Below are 21,546 nucleotides of genomic sequence, written 5' to 3'. Positions count from 1 at the left end.
ATTAAATTAATAATTGTGGGTTATTGATTAATGCTGAAAATTAGCTGCTTCTTGGGCTGTAAATCGTTTTTTAAAACTAAAAGCATACGGTGTTTCGCCGTGTAGTCGTAAGTATAATAAACGCTCTTTAGCCTCATCTGCTGTTGGCTTGTGTCCTTCAGGTATATACCATAATGCCATGTATATTTCTGGTATTTTCTCAAACCATTCCTTCCGACGTTTAAAAATTTCTACATGATCAGATTTATAGACATAATCGAACAACGCTTCTGTACTAGCCCAAACTGAGAGATTTGTAATTAAAAAATCATCGTCAAAAATGCAAAGCGATTGATTGTTATTTTCTTCGGTTTTATACATCCAAATAAAACCATCCCATGCAAAAGCCACTTCATAAATTCGTTCTAAATTGGCCATAAAGTCTGCCATAATTGGATCATCGGCTGGGGCCAACATTTTGGCAATATTTATTTGTGCTAGTTGGTATTTCATTACTTATTTTTTACCATGAATTTTATAAAACGCTTCTCTTATTTCTGGTAGTTTATCTATCATTAAATACACATCGTAAGTAAATACAAAGCCAGGTTTAATACTAAATTTACGAACAGGTGCTAAATACGAACAGGCACCACCATACGGGCCTGTAACTAAATCGCCATTGTGCCTGTAAGTAGTCATGGTATTGGTTCCTGGTACATACACACCTATGCCCCACTGCTCATCATCAACATAAGCCGCCCAGTTTTCATTCATTTTTTGCGACTCATTTGGCCAGCCTGGTACTACACTAGTAAGTGTGTCTTTTGTCCAAGGTTTATCTGCTTTGTAAAACACCAGATTTTTTAGAGCATAGTCAACAAATACAGCTGGCAACTCTTGTGCTTTGCTAGGGTGTTCTACTGTTCCATTATATCGAAATGTATAAATAATATGGGCAATGTTTTTTTGAAGCGTGATTGTTTCTTCCATAGTAGCATCATCAATATCTGCACCTGTAGCCCAGTGTTTTGGTAGTGATTTTATGTAGATTGTATTTTTAGTAATTTTCTTTTCCAACACTTTTGCCGGGCTGCTACCAGACTCACTAGAGCCACCACCTTGCACAGGATTCCAAGCCCAAGGCTTTTTGCCCCAAAGGCTGCCATCTTTTACACCATAATAAGATTGCTGTACAAAACGGCCTTTATCGGCATGGTTTAATAGGTTTCTACGAGTGGCAGTTTCGGCAAAATAAAATACGCTGCCACCACCTGTAACATCTACACCAAGTCTTACATTTCCATTGTCTATATAAATAGGTTCATCAGCAATCTCGGCCTTAGTTGCAGCCCTCAATTGTATGTTTTTTATGGTAATTGATTTACCCGAATTTTTACCAAAACCAAGATAAAAATTTTTGATTACTTGCTTAAAATCAAGGCTTTCGTTTAACCTGAAAATTACGGTTTTAAAACTGTCTGCTGGCTTAAACGTTTCGCATAAAACTGGTTGCTTTTTTAGTTCAGAATCAAAATATAGTTTGATATCAGCTACTCGTGAAGTAACCTTGTAATCGAAACTGAGGTAATTTATTTTTGCAAAATCGTATTGAGCATTTACAGCATCTAATTGCACCAATGCATTATTACCATTAAGTTGTATAAAATATGAATCATCTGATTTTTTTGCAATTACGGCATCTCTAAACTCATTACTAGTATTAATTGTTAAAGCAATACTACTTTGGGCAATAGCAAAAAAGTAGATGCCTAAAAAATATAATGTAAAAGTGATTTTTTTCATGTTTAAAATTGGACTGGTTATTTTAAAGGGCTTATTAAGCCTTTTGAAAGTATTTCAAATTCTTTTCTTGTAATTGTAAAAATAGAGCCGTGCCTTAAGCCTTTGGGGATAGATATTTTATCCGATACATCAACCCAAGTATGCAAATCTTTAGAACTAAAAGCCCCATATTGGTGCAAAATAGGTTTATCAAAATACAACAGCCATTCGTCTTTTACTTTTACAAGCGTTGGTCCTTCGGCATTATAATCACCAGTAATGGCAGGTGGTTTCAATTCACCATAGCCCTGTGTTAAACTATCGCTTGTAAGCATATAAATTCGCTTTACTTTATCGGGGCGTTCTGTTTCATCCTTCAGAAATAAACAGTACTTGTTAGCAATTTTTTTGATGGTAGCATCAATAACGTTGCAGTTGCCTTTCCATAGCAATTGGGTATTGGTAAAGGTTTTAAAATCTTTGGTAGTAGTGTAATAAATACGGTGGTTATTGTTGCCTTTTTGTTTCTCAGTTTCTGGAAAAGCACCAGGTACAGTTGTAGACCAATAAAACATATAATCTTTATTAGCATCGTCATAGAAAATTTCTGGTGCCCAGCAGTTTTTTGCTGTCGGCTCGTGCATCATTACTGGTATATTTTGCTGGCTTCCCCAATGCACCAAATCGCTAGAACTAGCGTAGCCTATGGTTCTTTCCTTCCAACTTACCGTCCACGTCATATGAAACAAACCATCTGCCCCACGAATAATGCAAGGGTCTCGCATCAACTTATCGTTGCCAACCATTGGCCTTAAAATACTACTATCGTTGTTAAAAGATTGCCAATTAAAACCATCTTCACTATAAGCTAAATGCAACCCATCTGCCCCATTATTTTTAAAATAAGAAAAAAGGTAAACAGGCTTTTTAATAGTTTTTATTTGCTGCCCAAAAGCGTTGCTGCCAAAAAAAAATATAGCCAGTAAACATTTACTAAAATTTCTCATAACTATTTTTATTTCTTGCTTTTATATGCCGGATTTTTAATGGGCATTTGTGCATTTACTTCTTTTCGCCAATTGGCTAAAAGGTTGTACAGCTCTTGTGTTTTGGCTGGCATGGTTGCAGCTAAATCGTTTGATTCTGAAATATCATCTTTCAAATTGTACAATTCTAATTTGCCAGTCTCATAATTTTCTACCAACTTAAAGTCACCCACACGTACAGAACCAGCTGGCCTACCTAACTGATTAGAAAAATGTGGATAATGCCAAAATAATGGGTTGGATTGTGCAGTGCTAATAGTAGGGTGCAACCACTCTGGCAGTAAACTTATACCATCTACATTATCTGGAATTTTTGTTTCGCCAATAACATTGCAAAGTGTGGGCAAGTAATCTATAGTACTAAAATATTTGTTTGAAATACTTGCTGGTGTTATGTTTCCAGCCCAGCTTACTATCGCTGGTATGCTAGTACCACCTTCGTAAATATGGCCTTTCCATTTGCGTAGTGGATCGTTAACCGTCGGCACTGGCCCCAATTCATCTAAGCCCAGAGCGCCATTATCCGATGTAAAAATAACAATGGTATTTTCTAATAATCCTTGGTCTTTCAAGGTCTGCATTATCACACCCACACCATCATCCAAACTTTCAATTACTGCTGCATAATTAGGGTTGTATTTTCTATCAAACTTATTATACTTTCTAAAATACTTACCCAACTTATCGCCACGAGGCACTAGCAAAACATGAGGTGCAGAATAAGCTAAATACAAAAAAAATGGCTGCTCTTTATTTTGTTTTATAAACGAAACTCCGTAATCAGTAAGCTTATCTGTCAAGTATTCTTTGCCATTATCGGTAAACTCATTTTCTTTTTTATTTGAGTTGATGTTGATGCTATAATTATAATAATCTAGCCCATTTCTACCAATCACTTTAGCATCATCAAACCCTTGATTCCATGGTGAAGATGAATCAGAACCACCCAAATGCCACTTACCAACCATGCCAGTTTTGTACCCGTTTTGGTGTAACAATTCTGCAATTGTTATTTCTTTTGTTTCCAAATATTGCTTCCACTTTGCAGGTAATACAGGCGATGCTGGATCGATTTTATTCCCACCTAAAAAATTGGTCAATTGCAACCGTGCAGGGTATTTACCAGTCATTATAGATGCCCTTGTGGGCGAGCAAACTGGGCAAGCAGCATAAGCTTGTGTAAAGCGTAAACCACTCTTAGCCAGCTTATCAATATTGGGTGTTTCGTTAAAAACATTACCATAACAACTCAAATCATTTCTTCCCAAATCATCAGCTAAAATAAAAACAATATTGGGCTTTTTTTGAGCCAATAGATTATTGCTTAATAGCACTGTTGATAAAAAAAAGAGGGCTAGTTTCATTGCTTTGTTTTTATTTTTTTGAAATATATTCTCAAAAGTTTCATTTTAGGCGGATAGACTTAGAGTTACAACAATGCTAAAGGCTGTTAGAAATTGTTTTGTCATGATGGTCATTATCGCTTGTTTTGTAATCAATTAAGTTTAAGAATTTGCCTTGCCGCCATTAAAAAACCACCAGCCGAATACCAATTACTCATTTCATACTTACACAAGTACGGCCTATCGCCACCAGGCTGTACAAAGCCCAATTGCCCATCAGGATGAATAGCTGTGGACAACGCAGCCCAAGCCTTTTGTACCACTGGTAGGTATTCTTTTTTATTTAGTATGTTATTGTTAATACCCCAAGCTATTGCGTAACAAAAAAATACTGTACCACTCGTTTCGCCCATTGGATAAAGGGTTGGCTCTAACAAATTAGATTTCCAAAATCCATCATTTTGCTGCAATGGTTTTAGTGCTGCGGCCATTTGTTTTAAAAGGTTTTCGTAGCGATTTCTATTAGGATATTTTTTAGGCATATAAGTTAATAATCTTGCCAAACCTGCCATTACCCACCCGTTGCCCCTAGACCAAAAAATAGGATTGCCACTTGCAGATTTTAGTGTTTTAAAACGGTTATCTCTATAAAATAAATGTGTAGCCGTATCTTGTAAATTAGTTACGGCTTCCCAATAAATTTTGTCTTGAAAATCTAGATATTTTTGTTCGTTGGTAATAGCAGCATACCTAGCCCAAATGGGTGGTGCCATAAACAATAAGTCGCACCAACTATATTCTAATGCACCATTTTTTGGATTGGCTATAATAGAGTCTAATGTATTTTTTGCTGCGGCTAAATACGCTGAATTTTTATCAAATTCATACAGTTCTAAATAGCTTTGAAAAATGGCTTGATGATCGCCATTACGCAGTTGATCACCGCCTTTGTAACCATTTAGTACAGCAATATTTTTTACAGAATCTAGATATTTTTCATTTTTTGTAACCCGATATATTTCTAAAATGCCTGGGTAAAATGCACCAGCTTCCCAAGTATTTGGTCCCATAATTCTATTGCCATTAGGGTGCTTTGCTTCAGACCATTTTTGTGCAAGTTGCCAATCTGCAACCATAGTCATTTGCTTAATTACTTCTTTTTTAGAAGGTAGTTTTTGTGCATAGCCAATGCACAATATTAGCAGCACCAAACAAATTGTAGCAGATGTTTTAGCCAACACTATTTTATATTTTTTATACCTTTTTTGCATGATTTATTTTTTGTAACACATTTTTTGTACAACCCCAATAAATAATTTAATAAACTCAGCTTAACTATGGTTTATAGCTTAAGATATATACAGGTTGAGGTTGCATCGTATCTAATTTTTCACCATCCCCTTGCCCTGTTTTTTGTATAAAAATGTTTAGCTTTCTACTTGTTTTCCAAAGCTCAGTATCGTAAGATGGTTCCCAACTTTCTAAAGATGTTTTGGTAATATCTTCTATCTGCCACACGTTTTTTAAGAGGTTGCTACACTTGGCTAAAGATGCTACACTACCACGTTCAATATCTCTATACAACACAATAGCCATCAATTTTCCCTTAGTATTACTTACCATAATTTGTGGCCTGGCAATAGGAATTTTTTTAGTACCGCCACCACTTAAACTAAAAGGTGTTTGTCTGCTTGCAATTTGTTGTGTAAGCCATTTTGTACCATTAAAATATACCAAATGGTATTGAGGAACTGACGTGCCAGCTGGCCGCCAGTAAGTAGCAATATAAGGCTTACCATCCTCATCGGTAGCCATAGATGTTTGGTTAATTAATTCGCTTTTTTGAGGAATGTTTACCACCACTTCGGCAGTAGCTTCTGTAATGGGCAATTGATAATTTTCGCCAGTGGTTTTGTGCCAGGTAATACCGCCATCGGTAGATGTGGCATAACACAAATCGTGGTTGGTAGCCACATCACCAGTTTCTCGCCAAACCCAAGAAATATGAATGCCCCCTTTTACATCTGTACAGGCTTGCCAGTAAGCGTTTCTATGACCTTGTCCATCTATTAAAATGTCTTGCAAACGACTCCATTTTTTTGTAGCAACTACATATTTATTGATGACTAAATTACCATTGCCAGAACTGCCATCTCTATAAAAAAAAAGCAAATCGCCATTAGCTAACCTATGAAACTCAGGATAAGTTGCGTGTTTTTCTTTAATACCAACCATTGGCATTTCAGGTGTTAAAACAAGCCCGTAAGCCTTAGTGCTTTTATAATAGTACAGGGTATTTGAATGAAGCGTCCAAACGACGTGTAAGTACCCCTCGCCATCTATCATTAGGCTTATTGAATTATGTGCATCTTTAACATTGCCTTTAACTGCCGTAGTATTAGTTTCCCAATTTTCGGTGTTTAGTTTTCTTTTTGCCAATACGATGAAACCCAAACTATCGTAATAAGCTACAAACTGAAAATTATTGAATGACACTACCGAGTTTTTTCTAAAAACGGTTGTATTCACCGAGTTTTTTGCCCAACCAAAACCAATTATCGTTTGAGAATTAGCTATACTGTTAAAAGCCAAAACAAGGATTAAAAGTGACCCTATTTTTTTCATTTTCATATTTTTAAGCGGCTTTAAAATTGCTTCTAAAACACGATTGGTTATCAATTCAAAGGCCCACTAATATTGTAATGCTGGCATTTCTTTTTTCTTTTTGCCTTTCTTTTTTGCAGGTGTATCCTTATCAGGATCTTCACTAGCAAGCAATGCATCAATCTCTCTTTTTCGTTCTATTTTTAATTCTTTTAATCGTTCTTGTTTTTGCATCTTTGGCATAAACTTATCAGCATTTACAGCTTTTACCTTTTCGTCATTTATTTTTTTAACATTCTCAATTTTAACTTGTAGCTCTGCACTCAAGCCGCCTTCATCTAAATATTTTTCATTCCTCTCGTATTTTCCTTTGGGCTTATCATCTTGTGCAAATACAGTAGATGTAATAGAAAACATAAGTAAAACTGATAACACTGCTGTCTTTTTCATGATTCAATATTTAAGTTGTGATTAATGGATAGAAATCAATTGATAAATTATTATGTTAGTTTACTTAATAAGGATGGTTTATTTTGAGGTGATGGAAAAGTAAAGTTGTAAGTGCCAGAACCTAAGACAAACTGCACACTAGCCCCATTTTTATTTAGAATTTTACATCCTTCTATCTTTTCTAACAAGGTATTATTTTCTTTAACGTTGTTAAAAGAAACAGGAAGAATAGCAGTAGCATAACTATTTACTGGTATTACTACTTTCCAATTTATAGTATTATTTTTCTGTACCCACGAGCTCTCTAATTTGCCATAAGCAGTAGTAGTTTTTAACGATGCAGATGGTAATTTTTTTGGAAATTGAGGTTGAAGAAAAATATGTTTAAACGCTGGCTCATTAAAGTCTGGCGATATGCCACACAGAGTTTGTGTAAACCAGCGTGCCGGCTCTTGACACTCGTTCTGAGCTACAGTAGTTTTAGATGGCAACATATCTTCTGAAGTTGGTCCTTCTGAAATTGTATGGCTGCCCGATTGTGCCAATATCCATTTAAAACTAGGATAAGAATTAGCATTCATCATATCGTAACAAGTTTCTATCAGGCCATTATTACTATACACATCGTAAAGTAATTGATGTGTAATATGACCAGCAGCATGATGGTTGTTATACTTTTCCTTCATGTCTCTAATACAATTTAAAACAATCATTGGTACATCATCTTTAGGTGCTATGTCGCAAGTAATGGCTAAGGCCATCATACCATGCCAGCCTGTACTATCATCTACTTGTTGTGTTTTTTTATTTTTTGCAGAGCCATAGGTTTTATTAGTAGCGTTGTACCAAGTATTGTTTACTAATTTTTTTATTTTACCCGCTAAATTCTCTAGGTCAACCACATCGTTGGTTTTATTTAAAACCTGAGCAACTTTCATTGTATCCATAATGTTTTTATACATCATCATACTCATAAAAGCTGGTTGATTTAATTCTGGCCGCCAAGCACAGTCATCAGATGCTTCAGCATAAAAATGATCGTTCCAAGCAGCCATGGTAGCAATGGAAGCAATTACCCCATCGTTGGCAGGAAACATGGCTTTACACCAAGCTTTCATATGAGGATAATGATTTTCAAGCTCTTGTTTATCGCCATATCTCATGTATAATTCCATTGGCAGTTCAACTGTTACACCTTGTGTTACTGGGTACATTGCTGGCACTGCAAAAAATCGCTTACCATAAATTGTGCCTGTAAATTTTTCAGAACCAGGTGTAAGTACATTTTGCAAACGCTGATCGGCAAGTATTTTTTTCCAAAGGTTTGGCGAGTGAAGTATATAAGATATAAATGGTGCAGACCAAGCATTATACACCTGAGATTGCAGACGCTCTACACAATTATCCCAACTCATGCCGTGTGTGTTATAACGCGTAGAATTGATACTTGCCTCCCATATATCATTGAAATCTTTATTGCCACAAGTAAATGACCCGATAGTATCACTATCATTTGTAATTACTAGCCCCGTTACTATATCTAAAGTGGGTTTTGCAGTAAGTCCCTGTATCTCAATATATCTAAAAGCGTGGATGGTAAAACTCGGCCTATATATTTCACCATTTGTGCTGCCCTTTGCTATGTAAACAATAGTTGGGCAACCTAAATGAAAACTTGGGATTGCCTTATCCATCATATCTGCTTTAAAGCCATAAGCAAAATATGCACCACCTCTAGCTTTTGATGCAATCATGCCTTTTATAGGTTTATCGTTTTCAAAATCATCAAAGTGTAATAAATCAGCTTTAAAATTTTTACCTTCATTTTTTTCACCCCAAACAACTTCTGCTGTACGCATAATTACAGGAGTGCCGTTTGATGCTTTTACATTTAGCTCTATTGTACCTACAATAAGCTCACCCAAGTCTACCACATAAACACCTTTTCTTGGCTCTGTAATAGCTACTGGTTTTACTCTTCGTACTACCCTTTCAGGCTCGCACTTTTGGGCTGTTAATTTTGGAATAAGTGGTGCTATTTCTTTAGCATTTGTCCAAACAATGTCTTTATTTTCAATATCTGCCTTTCTCGCATCATATAATTCACCAGCATAATAATCACTTTTAATAATAGGCCCAACCGCAGTTTGCCATTTATTATTGGTAGCAATAGTAAGTTGCTTTCCATTGGTATATTCAATTTCAAGCTGTGCCATTAATCCTGGTTTTCCAAAAATTTTATTTGGATTGCCCCAAACTAGTACTTCGTGAAACCAACCAGAACCCACTGTAACAGCAATAACATTATTGCCTTGCTTAATTAAATTTGTAACATCATGCGTTGTATAGCCGCCCCTTTCGGGGTAATGTGTTACGCTAGTGTCATGCATCCGATTGCTAACTGGCAGCCCGTTTATAAATGCTTCTTGAAAGCCAGCACCGCATATGTACAACCTTGCTTTTTTAATAGTGTTGGCAGCATTAAACGATGTTTTAAATATTGGTGCTGGTAATACATTATTTACCATTTCTTGCCCCTTTTTATAGGCAGATGCAGCCAGTAATTGGTTATTTTTAAAGTTGTTGTACTTATGAGGAATGAGTGTCATTTTACCCCACAGTTGTGTTGCCTCGTTATCAACTGGTTTATTTATTTCAGACTGTATCCAACTACCTTTCCAATCTTTTGGTTGCAACAAACCCATTTCCCACATACCAACATCAGACCATGCAGATTCAACCTTGCCATTTGCTGTAGCTTTAATAAAAACTTTCCAATAACATTGTTGCATAGATTGAAGCTGTGTACCATTGTATTTTATAAGGTTACAGTCTTGAGAAAATACCTCGCCACTATCCCATAAATCACCTTTATTAGCTGCTAATATTTGAGGATTAGTGGCCACTAAAATGCGATAAGATGATTGCAAAACATTTCGCCTATTATCATCTATAAACCAAGTTAAACTAGGTTGCAAATCATCAATACCTAACGGCGATTTTATAAACTCGCAACGTAAATTTTCCTTACTTGCACCAATCGAATTATCATTCAAATTTGCCAAAAAAAAATCTGTTGATGAATTACTTGCAAATACATGATTTGCTAAACCTACACCAGCAACATTCGTGGCTATTTTTAAAAATTTACGTCTATCAAAACTCATTATCATCAATTTAACGCAACAATTAAATTACTAATCTCAGCGGCAGTCCCAAAATTTTATAAGTACCAGTATGTAAATAAGATTTGCATACTGGTACTAAAATTTTTACTGTATCTTTTTAACTATTACTCAAATTACATAGCTGCATTTGCCTTTGCAATGCGAGCCACAATTTCATCTCTTTTAGCCAACTGCTCTGGTGTCAATAATGCTGAAATTGCTTTTTGTCTTTTAGAATTCACGACTTTTAATTCTTCCTTTTTTTGCTCTGGTGTTAATGTTGCATTTTCTCTAACAGCTTTTAATTCTGCATCATTTTCTTTTTTTACAGCTTCAATTTTTGCTTGCACATCGGCAGATACACCAATTTCATCCATGTACTTTTTGTTCCAGCCAAATTGTTCCTTTTTCGGTTTTGCTGCGTCTTGTGCAGAAACATTTGAAATGCCAACGGCAAAAAATAATGCCATAACTACTACTACCTTTTTCATGTGGTTTAATTTTTAAGTGATTGGTTTAATTGTAAAAATTTTATTTAGATAATTGAATGGTGAAAACCCTGTTAGTACTCATTTCAGGCATCATAAGCACACCTCGCTGACTATCAATTCCAAAATCAGCAAATTGGCTAAAGCCTGACAACATAACTTTCTGTTTACCTGCTGCATCTATTCGTAATAGTCTGCCACCAACCCAGTCTGATGCATAATAATAGTTGCCATATTTAACCACTGCATCCATATTAGCAATGGGCAAACCTGCACCTACATTTTCTAATTTTTTTGTTTGAATATTCAGCTTTTTCAAAGTGCCTTTTCTACTAGTTTCAAAAGTGGCTCTATTGGTCATTGGCCCCCAAGTAGCAATAATTAAATCATCTCCATCTACCCACAAGCCATTGGGATATTCTAATTTATGAGAGGCATAAAACACTTCAATTTTACCGTTGTGTGGTAGGCGATAAATGGTATCGGTAAATGTATCTGACACATAAATATCACCATTTGGCGCAGCCGCTACATCATTTACAAATTGCGAACCTACTAAAGGGATTCTACGAATAATTTTTGCAGATGGAATATCGATTTCTACTAGCACACCCCTATCGCCAACGTACAGTTTATTACCATAGGAAGCAATGCCAGTTGGTGCATCTAACCCTTGTACCCAACGGCTTTTAATTATTTTACCATTGGTATCAAGCTTAGAAATCCAGCCATAGTTATCTTTTTCTAGCGTTACAAAACCACCACCCAAATTAGATACGTACCATACTTGAGAACCTTTGTCAAAATAAGCAGATTCTGGTGCATCTAAAGTTTTGGTGATGTCGGTTGCCATTATAGTTGCCACGTTTTTGCTCATCTCATTCCACTTCGTTAGCGACTTACTTAAACGCTCTTGGGGTGATGGTTCTTTAATGCCAAATGTGTGCAAAAATGTAGGCCCAGTAAACCCAATTTGTGCCAATACTTGTACAAATTCTTGTGTGTCAAAATCACCTTTGTACAAAGGTTTAATGGCATCACTCCAATCTGGTGTATGTTGGTAAGGCACTAGATAATCGGCACCCGAAATAGTAGCTATTTTTATATACGGGGCATTTCGTCTACCAACTTCTAATAATTTTTTTGCATTACCAGCTCTTAACTCGTGGCACAAATGAAAGCTGGTAAAAACGTTGCTTAAACCGGTTTCTTTTATTAAAGCCACCGAAGAATCCATGCTTGAGATAAGGGTTTTATCGTGTGGGTAAATCACCATTTCTACCCCTGCATTTTGGGTGTAAGCAGCAATGGATTTTATAGAGTCAATAAGCTGTTGATGCGTAGGCGTGCCGCCGTTAAATATTACCCAAAGCTTTATATTTTTACCTTGAATTTTATCTATCAATGTTCGCCATACATCTTTATTCTTGTTATTTTCTGCAAAAGAAAAACTTGTAAATACGGCTGATATTGAAAATTTTTTATTGCTGTTTACTGCTTCTAAATATTGATTAAGCGTAGCAAAATCGTTATTGTTATTTACAGGAAAAGTAAGCCCAGCAAAACCCAAACTATCTAAAAAAGCAACTCGCTGAGGAATAGTGTACTGTTTTAGCTCAAAGTCGTACACAAAAAGGGGTGCAGCTTTTTGTGCATGTGTACTTACTGCACAAAATAATAGGCCAAATACAATAAAAACTGCCGTTATTTTTTTACTAAACAAAACCATTATTTTTATTTATTAATGAAATTTTTTTTAAATGATAGGGTATTTCGAATACTATTTTTTTTCTAAATAGTATTTGTACCAATTAACTTCTTGGTCACGTAAATTGTTGTTAGGAATACCTACTGGTTGTAATTGTTTGGTCCAGGTTTCTAAAGATGCTTTTAGCTGGTTTGCTATGGCTGGTTGCTGAGCAATGATGTTATTTTTTTCTTCTGGGTCTTTGCTTAAATCAAACAAATACGAGCCAGCATTACCAGCGTTTAAAAACTTATAATTACCCGACCGAACTGCCGTTTGCGACCAAAAACGCCAGAACATACTTTCATGTGGATTGGCTGCTTTTTTATTGGTTAAATAAGGCAGTAAATTAGTACCATCTAACAATGTATCAGTGCCAGAACCAGCAACGGCAAGGCATGTAGGTACAATATCCAATGTAGAAATAGCGTTGTTAAATACTTTACCTTTTGGAATACCAACACCCGACATGATAAAAGGTACTTTAATACCACCTTCGCTTAGCATCCCTTTTTCGCCCAAAAGAGGAATATTTAATGATCCATCCCAATTGCCCCTAGCATCATTTATTGGCACATCTTGCTTGGTAAGCCCCAACGGTGCACCATTATCACTTGTAAAAATGATGATGGTATTTTTATCAATACCCATTGCTTTTAAAGTACTGCACAGCTCACCCACACCATCATCAATAGCCGCAATCATTGCCAGTGCATAACGCCGTCTTGTGGGCATATTTTCAGGAAAACGATCTAAGTATTTTTTAGTAGCCTCAAGTGGTACATGCGGGCCATAATAACCGATGTATAGAAAAAATGGCTCGGTCTTTTGGCGTTGTATAAATTGCTTAGCGGCCTCTGTTTGTAAATCAATCCTGAAGCCAGTGGGCTTTACCATTTTTGCTTCGTTAGCCAAGGTCTTATCTTCTATGTTAAAATTGGTGTAATAATCGTTCACCTCGCCTGTATAAAACTCATCAAACCCCCTGTTACCGGGCAGATAAGGAATTCTTTTGGCCAATGGCACGCCTGAAAGCCTACCATTGGTTACTACAGCATCGGGCATAAAAATTTTTGCCCACTTTGTGGTGACTACATTTGGATCTAAGTGCCATTTACCCACCATACCAGTTCTATAGCCTACTTTTTTAAGTCTATCTGCAAGGGTTATTTGGTCTAATGGCAATGGACCCGTAGGTATCTCATCAAAACCAAAACGTTGCTGGTATCTACCAGTAATTAGACCAGCCCTTGATGGTGAACATTGTGGTGCAGTTACATAGCCATTTTTAAACCTTGTTCCTGCATTTGCAAGCGAATCTATATTTGGCGTTTTAATATCAGTTACTGAGCCTTGCACACCAATATCTGCGTAGCCCATATCATCGGCCAGAATTACAATAATATTGGGCTTTCTTGTTTGTTGTGCATTTACCGATAAACAACATCCTATTAAACTAACAAAAATGATTTTTCTAAAAAATTTACTCTGTTTCATATTTTAATTCAATTATTTAAAGCGTTTTGATAACTCAATGGGCATAGCCGATGGCTGATATATTTTGCCAGAACCTCGGTCGCCTTGTGGGCTGTAGTGTTCACTTACTTTTGTACTTTTAGGTTCGTAACTGGTTTTATTACCCTCAGTTTTCCACCAGTTAAACCAAGTAGCAGCTAGCTCATCTACTACTTTTGGGTTTTGTTTTGAGATGTCATTTGTTTCTAAAGCATCGGTTATAATATTATACAATTCCCAGCCATTACCATCTACTTCTGTGAGACACCATTTATCTGTTCTAATAGCTCTATTGTCTTCAAACTGAAAAAACATCGGCCCTTTTCTTACAAAGCCTTCGCCTTTTAAAACAGGTAAAAATGATTGCCCTGATAACCCTGACATACTTGACTTTTTTGCATTGGCAATGTTTAAAAATGTTGGCATAATATCTACTACATGCAATGGACTTGCATCAATTTTTCCCATTTGCTTTATTAGCGATGGATACCATGCAATAGCACCTGTAGTAACTCCACCACCATGTTGGCTGATTTTGTATAGCCTATAAGGTGTAACGCCTGCATAAGCCCATCCCATACCTATTTGCCAGTTACCGCCTTCTTCGCCAGGCAAAATACCTTTCTTTAACATATTTTCACTTGTTGAAGAAAATGGGTCGTTACCATTATCACTTAAAAAAAGTATCATGGTGTTGTTTGCTTGTCCATTTTCTTTAAGTGCATTCATTAACTTACCAATACCATTATCCATTTTTTCTACCATGGCTGCATATACACTCATGCGTAAATCTTCTAAGTCTTTTTGCTCAGGCGTTAGCGTTTCCCAATTAGGCAAATTTTGAGGATAATCTACTAAAGCGGTACCGGCTTTAACAACCCCAAATTTGATTTGATTTTTTATTCTGGCTTCTCTTATAGCTTGCCATCCTTTTAAATATTTACCACGGTATTTCATCACATCATCCTTAGGTGCTTGCAATGGATTGTGAGGACTTTGGTAGGCTAAATACAAAAAGAATGGCTTTGGGTTAGCCTCGTCTTTATTCGGTTTTATAAATTCTATAGCTTTATTAGTAAAGGCATCTGTACTGTAGTAATCCTTTCCAAAATCTGTGAAGGGAATCTTGTTTTCTCTATAATCTTTACCACCACTATAATAGCCGGAAAATCCACCCAAAAAACCAAAAAAATAATCAAATCCTTTATCATTTGGCTCGCCTTGTAAATGCCACTTGCCCACAATACCTGTTCGGTAACCAGCACTCTTTAATTCTTCTGCTACAGTACTTCCTTTACGTAACCCACTACCTACTGTAGGCCACCATTTACCACTTAGTAAAGATGTACGAGACAACACACACATACTTGCATTGTGCATGTTGCTTAAACGCACCCCTTCATTTGCTAACTTGTTTAAATTTGGTGTGTTTATTTCACCACCATAACAGCCAATGTCACTATAGCCTAAATCATCTGCCACAATACAAATTATATTAGGTTTACTATTTTGTACTTGGGCCGAAACATTGATGAATGCTGCTATTGCAATCATTATAGCCACTATTGTTTGTTTCATATTGCGTTTATTTATTGCAAAAAATGATTTGCAATCTTTGCGAATTCCTACTTAATATTCAACCGTTTATTAATGTGCATAATTGGCTTGGTTGACTCTAAAAATTTAATGCCTAACATATCCGTGCCAATTGCTGTAATTTTATTTGGGCGATTTAACTGCATCGGGTTGTAATTCGTCTCTAATTCAAAAGGCATTAAATAACCCAATGCTGACCAGCCCCAAAAGCGCTTCAAGCCAAGCCCGACAGCGGTTTCGCCATTGTAATACTCACGGGTTACTTCATTTTTTTTATACACGAGGTCAAGTGTTTTTTGGGCTAATTGCTGGGCTATATTTTTATAGCCATAATCAAGCAACCCATGCATAATCATATAATTAGTAGGTATCCAAGTGGTACCACGCCAATTGCAACCCCAATCTTTTACGGCATTGTTATAATCTGGTTCTGTTTTAGCATAACCAGCCACAGGATATTCTGTCCAAAATTCTCTGGTATTAGTAAGGTGCTCTTTTACCAAACGCTCTGCCCTTTTAGGCGAAGCAATACCAACCCATAAAGGCATAAAACCAGCAACCGATTTTACTTTAACAAGTTTGCCAGTATATTCATCACGGTCGTAATAAAAACCATCTTTTTCGTCCCAGAAAATGGTGTTAATTTTACTCGCTAGGCTTTTAGCTTTCGCATCAAAAGCTCTACTATCATTGGCTTTACCAAGTTTATCTGCTAATATTTTCATGGCTAATAATTCTCTATACACATAGCAAGCAAGATCTACACCTTCAAAACGAAACGCATCTAATTTACCTGCTCTTGATATTTGATTATCCATACCAGAATGGTCAGAACTATTCCAAACTGGCAAGCCGTTTTTATCAAAATCGCAGTAGTGTGTCCAGTACTCAATACTTAATGCAATTTGATCGTAATAGGATACATTTTTAAATACCGGACCTAGTTGTTTAAGTCCTCTATCTGCTCGTTCTTCTAACCAACTATAATTGCCCGTTTGTTGCGACCCCAACAAAGCTATTTGTGCAAAAAAAGGTTTAAAATGTTGCCTTTCTCTTCTATCAACCAAGGTTCTAGAAACGAAGCCGTTAGTGGCTTGCTGACCTAAAAAACTTTTAAGATTTGAAAAGCAAAAATCGCTAACGCCATAGTAGCTCATATATATATTTTCGAAGTACAAATCCCAATCGTACATTTCGTTATATGCATAGCCTGTAAGCAATTTTCTATTATCTGGCTCGTATAAAATAATTCCTTTTTCAGCAATATCAAGATTTACCTCCGTTAAGCGATTAATAAAATCTTGCGGATTATTAATGCTATATTTTTTAAACACAGTATCAGTAAAAGTGCCTTGAGCATTGGCTATGTTAGCAATAATAGCAATGCAGAGTAAAAGTATATAATGTTTATATTTCATGGTATAAAATTATTTAGCCTTCGCTTTTAACAATTCGAAACGTTTTTTTAAGGCAGCAATTTTTGTTTGATTTTCTGGTTCATTAAACCCATTGTGCAGTTCCTTAACATCTGTCTTCAGATTAAAATATTCTTCGTATTTGTAAGATGGCCAGTTGATGTATTTCTCTTGGTGAGTAACCAATGCTTCTGAAGCTGGTATAAAATTACTACTTCCAATTACAGGATGCTCTACAAAAAAATCTTGTCGCCAAAGCAAATTTTTATTTTTAGAAAGATACAATGGCGATAAATCTTCGCCCTGAATAACACTTGGTTTTGCCACACCAGCAGCAGCCAAAATAGTTGGGGCAATATCAATATTTAAAGCAAACTCATTGTTAGACTTACCCCTTGAAGAAGCAGGCAAACGTGGGTCGTAAATGATTAATGGTACACGAATAGATTCTTCATAAGGGTACCATTTATCTGCTAATTGATGATCGCTATGGAAATAGCCATTATCGCCCATGAATACTATTAAGGTATTTTCATATTCGCCTTCTGCTTTTAATTCTTCAATAATTCTACCTACAGCCGCATCCATATCGGTAACCAATCGGTAATAGGCCTTCATGTATTTCTGGTATTTTTCGGGTGTATCAAACCGCCAATGCCAGCGAATACGGCCGCCATTTTTTTCGTTTGAAAGAAAGGGTGGCAAAGCATTTAAGGCTTCTTGTGTTGCAGTTTCGGATACTGGAATATTGATGTTTTGATAATATTTCTCAGAAGATGGTTTATAACGATATTGATCTGGATGCGTATCCTCGGCATGTGGTGCAAAAAAGCTTACAGAAAGATTAAAGGGTTTACCTTTAGGTCTTGATTTTAAAAATCCGATAGCATCGTCGGCATTACGGTCAGTAATGTGAATTGAATCGCCAATGATGCGCAAATTAGGTATTGGTTTGCCGTTTTTATTAAGTTTGGGTACTTGTAATTCGGGGTGCACTGGAAACCAATGTTTACCCCCAGAAATAGCTGAAAAATCAAAGTCTTCGGCTCTAATGTCACCAACACCGTACTTGCCTACAAAACCTGTGTAATAGCCTGCACTACGCAAAGCACCAGGATAAGTATTGATAAAAGTGGTGGCAGGTATTTGGGTGGCAAAATCTCGCACACCATTGCGGCTCATATATTGGCCAGTAAGTAATGAAGCTCGGCTGCAGCAACAGATTGGCGTAGTTACACAAGCATTTTTAAACGTAATACCTTGAGCTGCAATAGCATCAATATTAGGGGTTATTAAAAAGCTCGTACCAGTGCAATGCAGCGAGTTCCAACGTAAATCATCGGCCAGTAAAAACAAGATGTTCATTGGTTTCTTTTCTGGCTTTTTATTAACCTTAAAGGCTAGGATAGTTATTAATAAAATAATTCCAAATGGAAAGCTAATTTTTTTTATCATCTTAATACGAATTGAAGTGACTGAATTTTTAATATTTAAAGTAATTATTTCATTGCCTCTAACAAAAAGAAATACGCTGGCTTCTTTTTATAATTATTATCAAACAATAAGGGTTGTTCTTTTGGTTGTGGCCTATATGTAAGCCAAGTGTATTTATCTGTAAAGCCCCAAAAAATCATGGATTTAATGGCTTTGTTTTCAATAAAAACTCTAGCCAGTTTAGAATATGAAGCTGCCTGTATTTTCAAAGTAGCCTCATTAACGCTGTCTTTTGGGATACCCAAGTCAACCTCTGTAAAAGCCACTTTCAAATTCATACTAGCCAGAATATTTACAAGTTTCAAAACATTAGATATCTCAGAATCAGATATGTTATAACTTGAATGCATTTGCAATCCAACGCCACTAATTGGAATATTATTTTGCTTTAGCTTTTGCATTAGTGCAATTAATGCTTTAGTTTTTGAGTTGAAATTGAATTCTATATTATAATCGTTGTAGTATAAATCTGCTGAACTATCTGCTTGATGAGCATATACAAATGCCGAATCGATATAATCGTTACCAATAATTTTTGCCCAAATACTATTCGTTCTAAGACTGCCATTTCTAGAATCTGTCAATGCTTCATTTACTACATCCCATTCTTTTATTTGGCCATTATACCTACTAACAAGCTTATGAATATGCTGCTTCATTTCTGCCAATAAGCTTGTTCTGGTAAAATCGGTTGGGTGAGATGAAATAAAAGCTGGTAATTGATTGTGCCACACCAAGGTATGGCCTCTTAAACGCATTTGATGTTGATTAGCAAATGCTACCAAAGAATCTGCTTTTGTCCAGTTATAATTATTTTTTGATAACAATATGCTACCCATTTTCATTTCATTTTCAGCAACTATCATATTAAACTCTTCCGCTAAAATTTTTTTATACGTTATAGCTTCGGGTGAAGCTGCGTAGAATATAGCACTATTTGCTGCACAGCCTATAAACTTTCCTTTTGAATTTGCCAATTCACGTAAGGCTTGTGCAGATAGAGTAACATTTTGAGACAAAACAATTATTACAAATAACCATGTAGCGACAAGTATCTTATACAAACTATTAAACATGTTATTGCGTTTATTTTGATTGATATTTAATCTGCATACTTATATATTTCTTACTATACGATAAAGACCTATGGCTATAGCATTCTCATACTTGATATTTTTTAAAAAAGTAAGTTTCAAAAATATTTATAATATTTATAACATTTATCGCTTAATAATACTTTTATTTCTAATTTCGTCCCAATCTTTAATACCAATTATTTTTTTATACTGATCAAAAACCACGGCTTCATTATTAGTATCAGCAGCTTTAAATACATACCAAACTGGCTTTGGACCACTTGGTGCTGTTTCATCATCAGGAAAACGACGAAGCCCAATTCTTAATCCACCCTCACTTCTGTTGTCCATCCAATTATGCCATTGAAAACCATCAATACCATCCAACACTTGCATTTTTTTCCACGTATAAGCAAAACCAGCGGCTTGATTGTCTAAATCTTCTTTAGAGTAGGATCTTGAATTGGTTCCATTTTCAGACAACCATAGCGTACGTTTCTTTTTACCCTTATACAGAACTTCTGGAAGTTTTATCCATGCATTTAAAACCTCTAAATTTTTAAATGTTATGAGCTGCGAATTGAATGTATAGTTTACTTGACTATCTAACCAAGTTTTAGGCTCGAACAATGATTGTGGGTAAGGATGCTGTGCCATAGCCCACTCAAAATCACCCTCTGCTTTGGTATATTGCAGTAATATTTCCATTAAATCTTTTGACGGATAAAAACGAGGATGCGACGTCCAAGCCCAGTAATGTGTAAGTGTTATAAAAACTTCTGAGTAAGGATTATATTTTCGAGCAATGGCGTAACACATTCTCATTGATTTTAAATAGGCATCCATGAAAAGGCTAGCGGTTTTCTCGCCCATATTTGTCCATTCCCAGCCAGCATCTACTTCGTTGTGCATTATCCAATGATTAAGGCGGCCATACTTCTTATCAGGTCTACTATATCGGCTTGCTAAAAAATCTAATGCCGCTGCATAACAATCTACACTTGCAGCATTAGTCATATTAGGCATACTATAAATACCAGCTGGATCCATGTCAGGATGTTGCAGCAGTCTGCCAATTTCAGGATCAGGACATTTCTCTGCTTTATCTACTAATAAAATAGCTGCTGTTACAATACCTCTGCGGCTTGTAGCTAAAAACGTAGAATCAAATTCTGCTACATTTTTTTGGTTAAAATAGTACGATTTACCGTTGTACACATGTTCAATACGGCCAATGGCTGGCTTAGTAAACATGAATTTAGTGAACCAGATATTTACGGTGGCACTCGTAATACTTAGTTCATCTAAATCGCTAGTGTGTCCACGATTTGCACTAAAACCGCCAATACCTTTTTTACCAGCTGCTACTTCTCTTGGTAAATTGTATAAAGGTTTTATACTATCAGGATAATGTGCATGACTTATTAAGTCGTAAGCATTATTTTTTCTCTCTACCAGCACCCATTTAGATAATAACCTATCGTACAAAATGCTATCCTTTTTTACAAATCGTGCAATCCTTTTTTCAAAAATATTAGTAGTAATAGTAAGTTTCTTGTCCACAGAAACCTTTTCAGTAACGTCTTCATAAGGGGCTATCTCACACAAATAAACATTACTTAAATTAGAAGTGTTGCCTTTTATAACAATCATTTCATCGGCCACAGTTACTTGTGTAATTTCTGAAGCGTATGTTTTAGATAAATAGTTTTTGAAACGAACTTCTATTGCGGCTTCTTGCTGCAATTTCTTTTCTCTGTTCGCTGCTAATACCTTTTCCTTTTCATTCATTGGCCTCAACCTGATGTTGCGGATTTGGCATTTCACATCTGTTCTAGTAC

Annotated in this window: 16 protein-coding genes; all 16 read right to left on the bottom strand. The window is 36.0% G+C overall.

Annotated elements, in window-relative coordinates; all coding sequences use genetic code 11:
* Positions 1-27: 27 nt before the first annotated feature.
* Positions 28-492, bottom strand: a complete 465-nt coding sequence (locus ACT9TX_RS13415) for a DUF3291 domain-containing protein (RefSeq protein WP_481338925.1) — start codon at positions 490-492, stop codon at positions 28-30.
* A 3-nt stretch (positions 493-495) separates the two neighbouring features.
* Positions 496-1,785, bottom strand: a complete 1,290-nt coding sequence (locus ACT9TX_RS13410; RefSeq protein ID WP_481338923.1) for a hypothetical protein — start codon at positions 1,783-1,785, stop codon at positions 496-498.
* Positions 1,786-1,802: 17 nt separating this feature from the next.
* Positions 1,803-2,771 carry a glycoside hydrolase family 43 protein gene (locus tag ACT9TX_RS13405; protein ID WP_481338921.1) on the bottom strand — a complete coding sequence of 323 codons (969 nt, stop codon included), beginning with the start codon at positions 2,769-2,771 and terminating at the stop codon, positions 1,803-1,805.
* 8 nt (positions 2,772-2,779) lie between these two features.
* The gene (locus ACT9TX_RS13400; protein ID WP_481338919.1) at positions 2,780-4,174 is read right to left on the bottom strand and encodes a sulfatase; all 1,395 of its coding nucleotides are present in this window, start codon (positions 4,172-4,174) and stop codon (positions 2,780-2,782) included.
* 131 nt (positions 4,175-4,305) lie between these two features.
* Positions 4,306-5,424, bottom strand: coding sequence for a glycoside hydrolase family 88/105 protein (locus ACT9TX_RS13395; protein WP_481338917.1), 1,119 nt, complete (start codon positions 5,422-5,424; stop codon positions 4,306-4,308).
* A gap of 64 nt (positions 5,425-5,488) precedes the next feature.
* Complete coding sequence (locus ACT9TX_RS13390) at positions 5,489-6,778, bottom strand: BNR repeat-containing protein (protein WP_481338915.1); 1,290 nt, start codon at positions 6,776-6,778, stop codon at positions 5,489-5,491.
* A 66-nt stretch (positions 6,779-6,844) separates the two neighbouring features.
* Positions 6,845-7,207 carry a hypothetical protein gene (locus ACT9TX_RS13385; protein WP_481338913.1) on the bottom strand — a complete coding sequence of 121 codons (363 nt, stop codon included), beginning with the start codon at positions 7,205-7,207 and terminating at the stop codon, positions 6,845-6,847.
* 50 nt (positions 7,208-7,257) lie between these two features.
* A complete protein-coding gene (locus ACT9TX_RS13380) occupies positions 7,258-10,374 on the bottom strand; it encodes a family 78 glycoside hydrolase catalytic domain (protein ID WP_481338911.1) in 3,117 nt (1,038 codons plus the stop codon).
* Positions 10,375-10,508: 134 nt separating this feature from the next.
* A complete protein-coding gene (locus ACT9TX_RS13375; protein WP_481338909.1) occupies positions 10,509-10,865 on the bottom strand; it encodes a hypothetical protein in 357 nt (118 codons plus the stop codon).
* A 40-nt stretch (positions 10,866-10,905) separates the two neighbouring features.
* A complete protein-coding gene (locus tag ACT9TX_RS13370; protein WP_481338907.1) occupies positions 10,906-12,585 on the bottom strand; it encodes a TIM barrel protein in 1,680 nt (559 codons plus the stop codon).
* Positions 12,586-12,642: 57 nt separating this feature from the next.
* Complete coding sequence (locus ACT9TX_RS13365; protein WP_481338905.1) at positions 12,643-14,106, bottom strand: sulfatase family protein; 1,464 nt, start codon at positions 14,104-14,106, stop codon at positions 12,643-12,645.
* Between the two features lie 12 nt (positions 14,107-14,118).
* Positions 14,119-15,702, bottom strand: a complete 1,584-nt coding sequence (locus ACT9TX_RS13360) for an arylsulfatase (protein ID WP_481338903.1) — start codon at positions 15,700-15,702, stop codon at positions 14,119-14,121.
* A gap of 47 nt (positions 15,703-15,749) precedes the next feature.
* Positions 15,750-17,138 carry an amylo-alpha-1,6-glucosidase gene (locus ACT9TX_RS13355; RefSeq protein ID WP_481338901.1) on the bottom strand — a complete coding sequence of 463 codons (1,389 nt, stop codon included), beginning with the start codon at positions 17,136-17,138 and terminating at the stop codon, positions 15,750-15,752.
* A 9-nt stretch (positions 17,139-17,147) separates the two neighbouring features.
* Entirely contained in the window at positions 17,148-18,590 is a 1,443-nt protein-coding gene (locus ACT9TX_RS13350; protein WP_481338899.1) for a sulfatase family protein, read from the bottom strand.
* A 44-nt stretch (positions 18,591-18,634) separates the two neighbouring features.
* Positions 18,635-19,705: an endo-1,4-beta-xylanase gene (locus ACT9TX_RS13345; protein WP_481338897.1), complete on the bottom strand. Its 1,071-nt coding sequence runs from the start codon at positions 19,703-19,705 to the stop codon at positions 18,635-18,637.
* Between the two features lie 144 nt (positions 19,706-19,849).
* Positions 19,850-21,546, bottom strand: a 1,697-nt coding sequence (locus ACT9TX_RS13340) for a DUF5722 domain-containing protein (protein WP_481338895.1), incomplete at its 5' end; no start/stop codon positions are given.

Source organism: Parasediminibacterium sp. HNIBRBA5674 (assembly GCF_056745525.1).
This window is presented reverse-complemented; position numbering and strand designations above follow the sequence as displayed.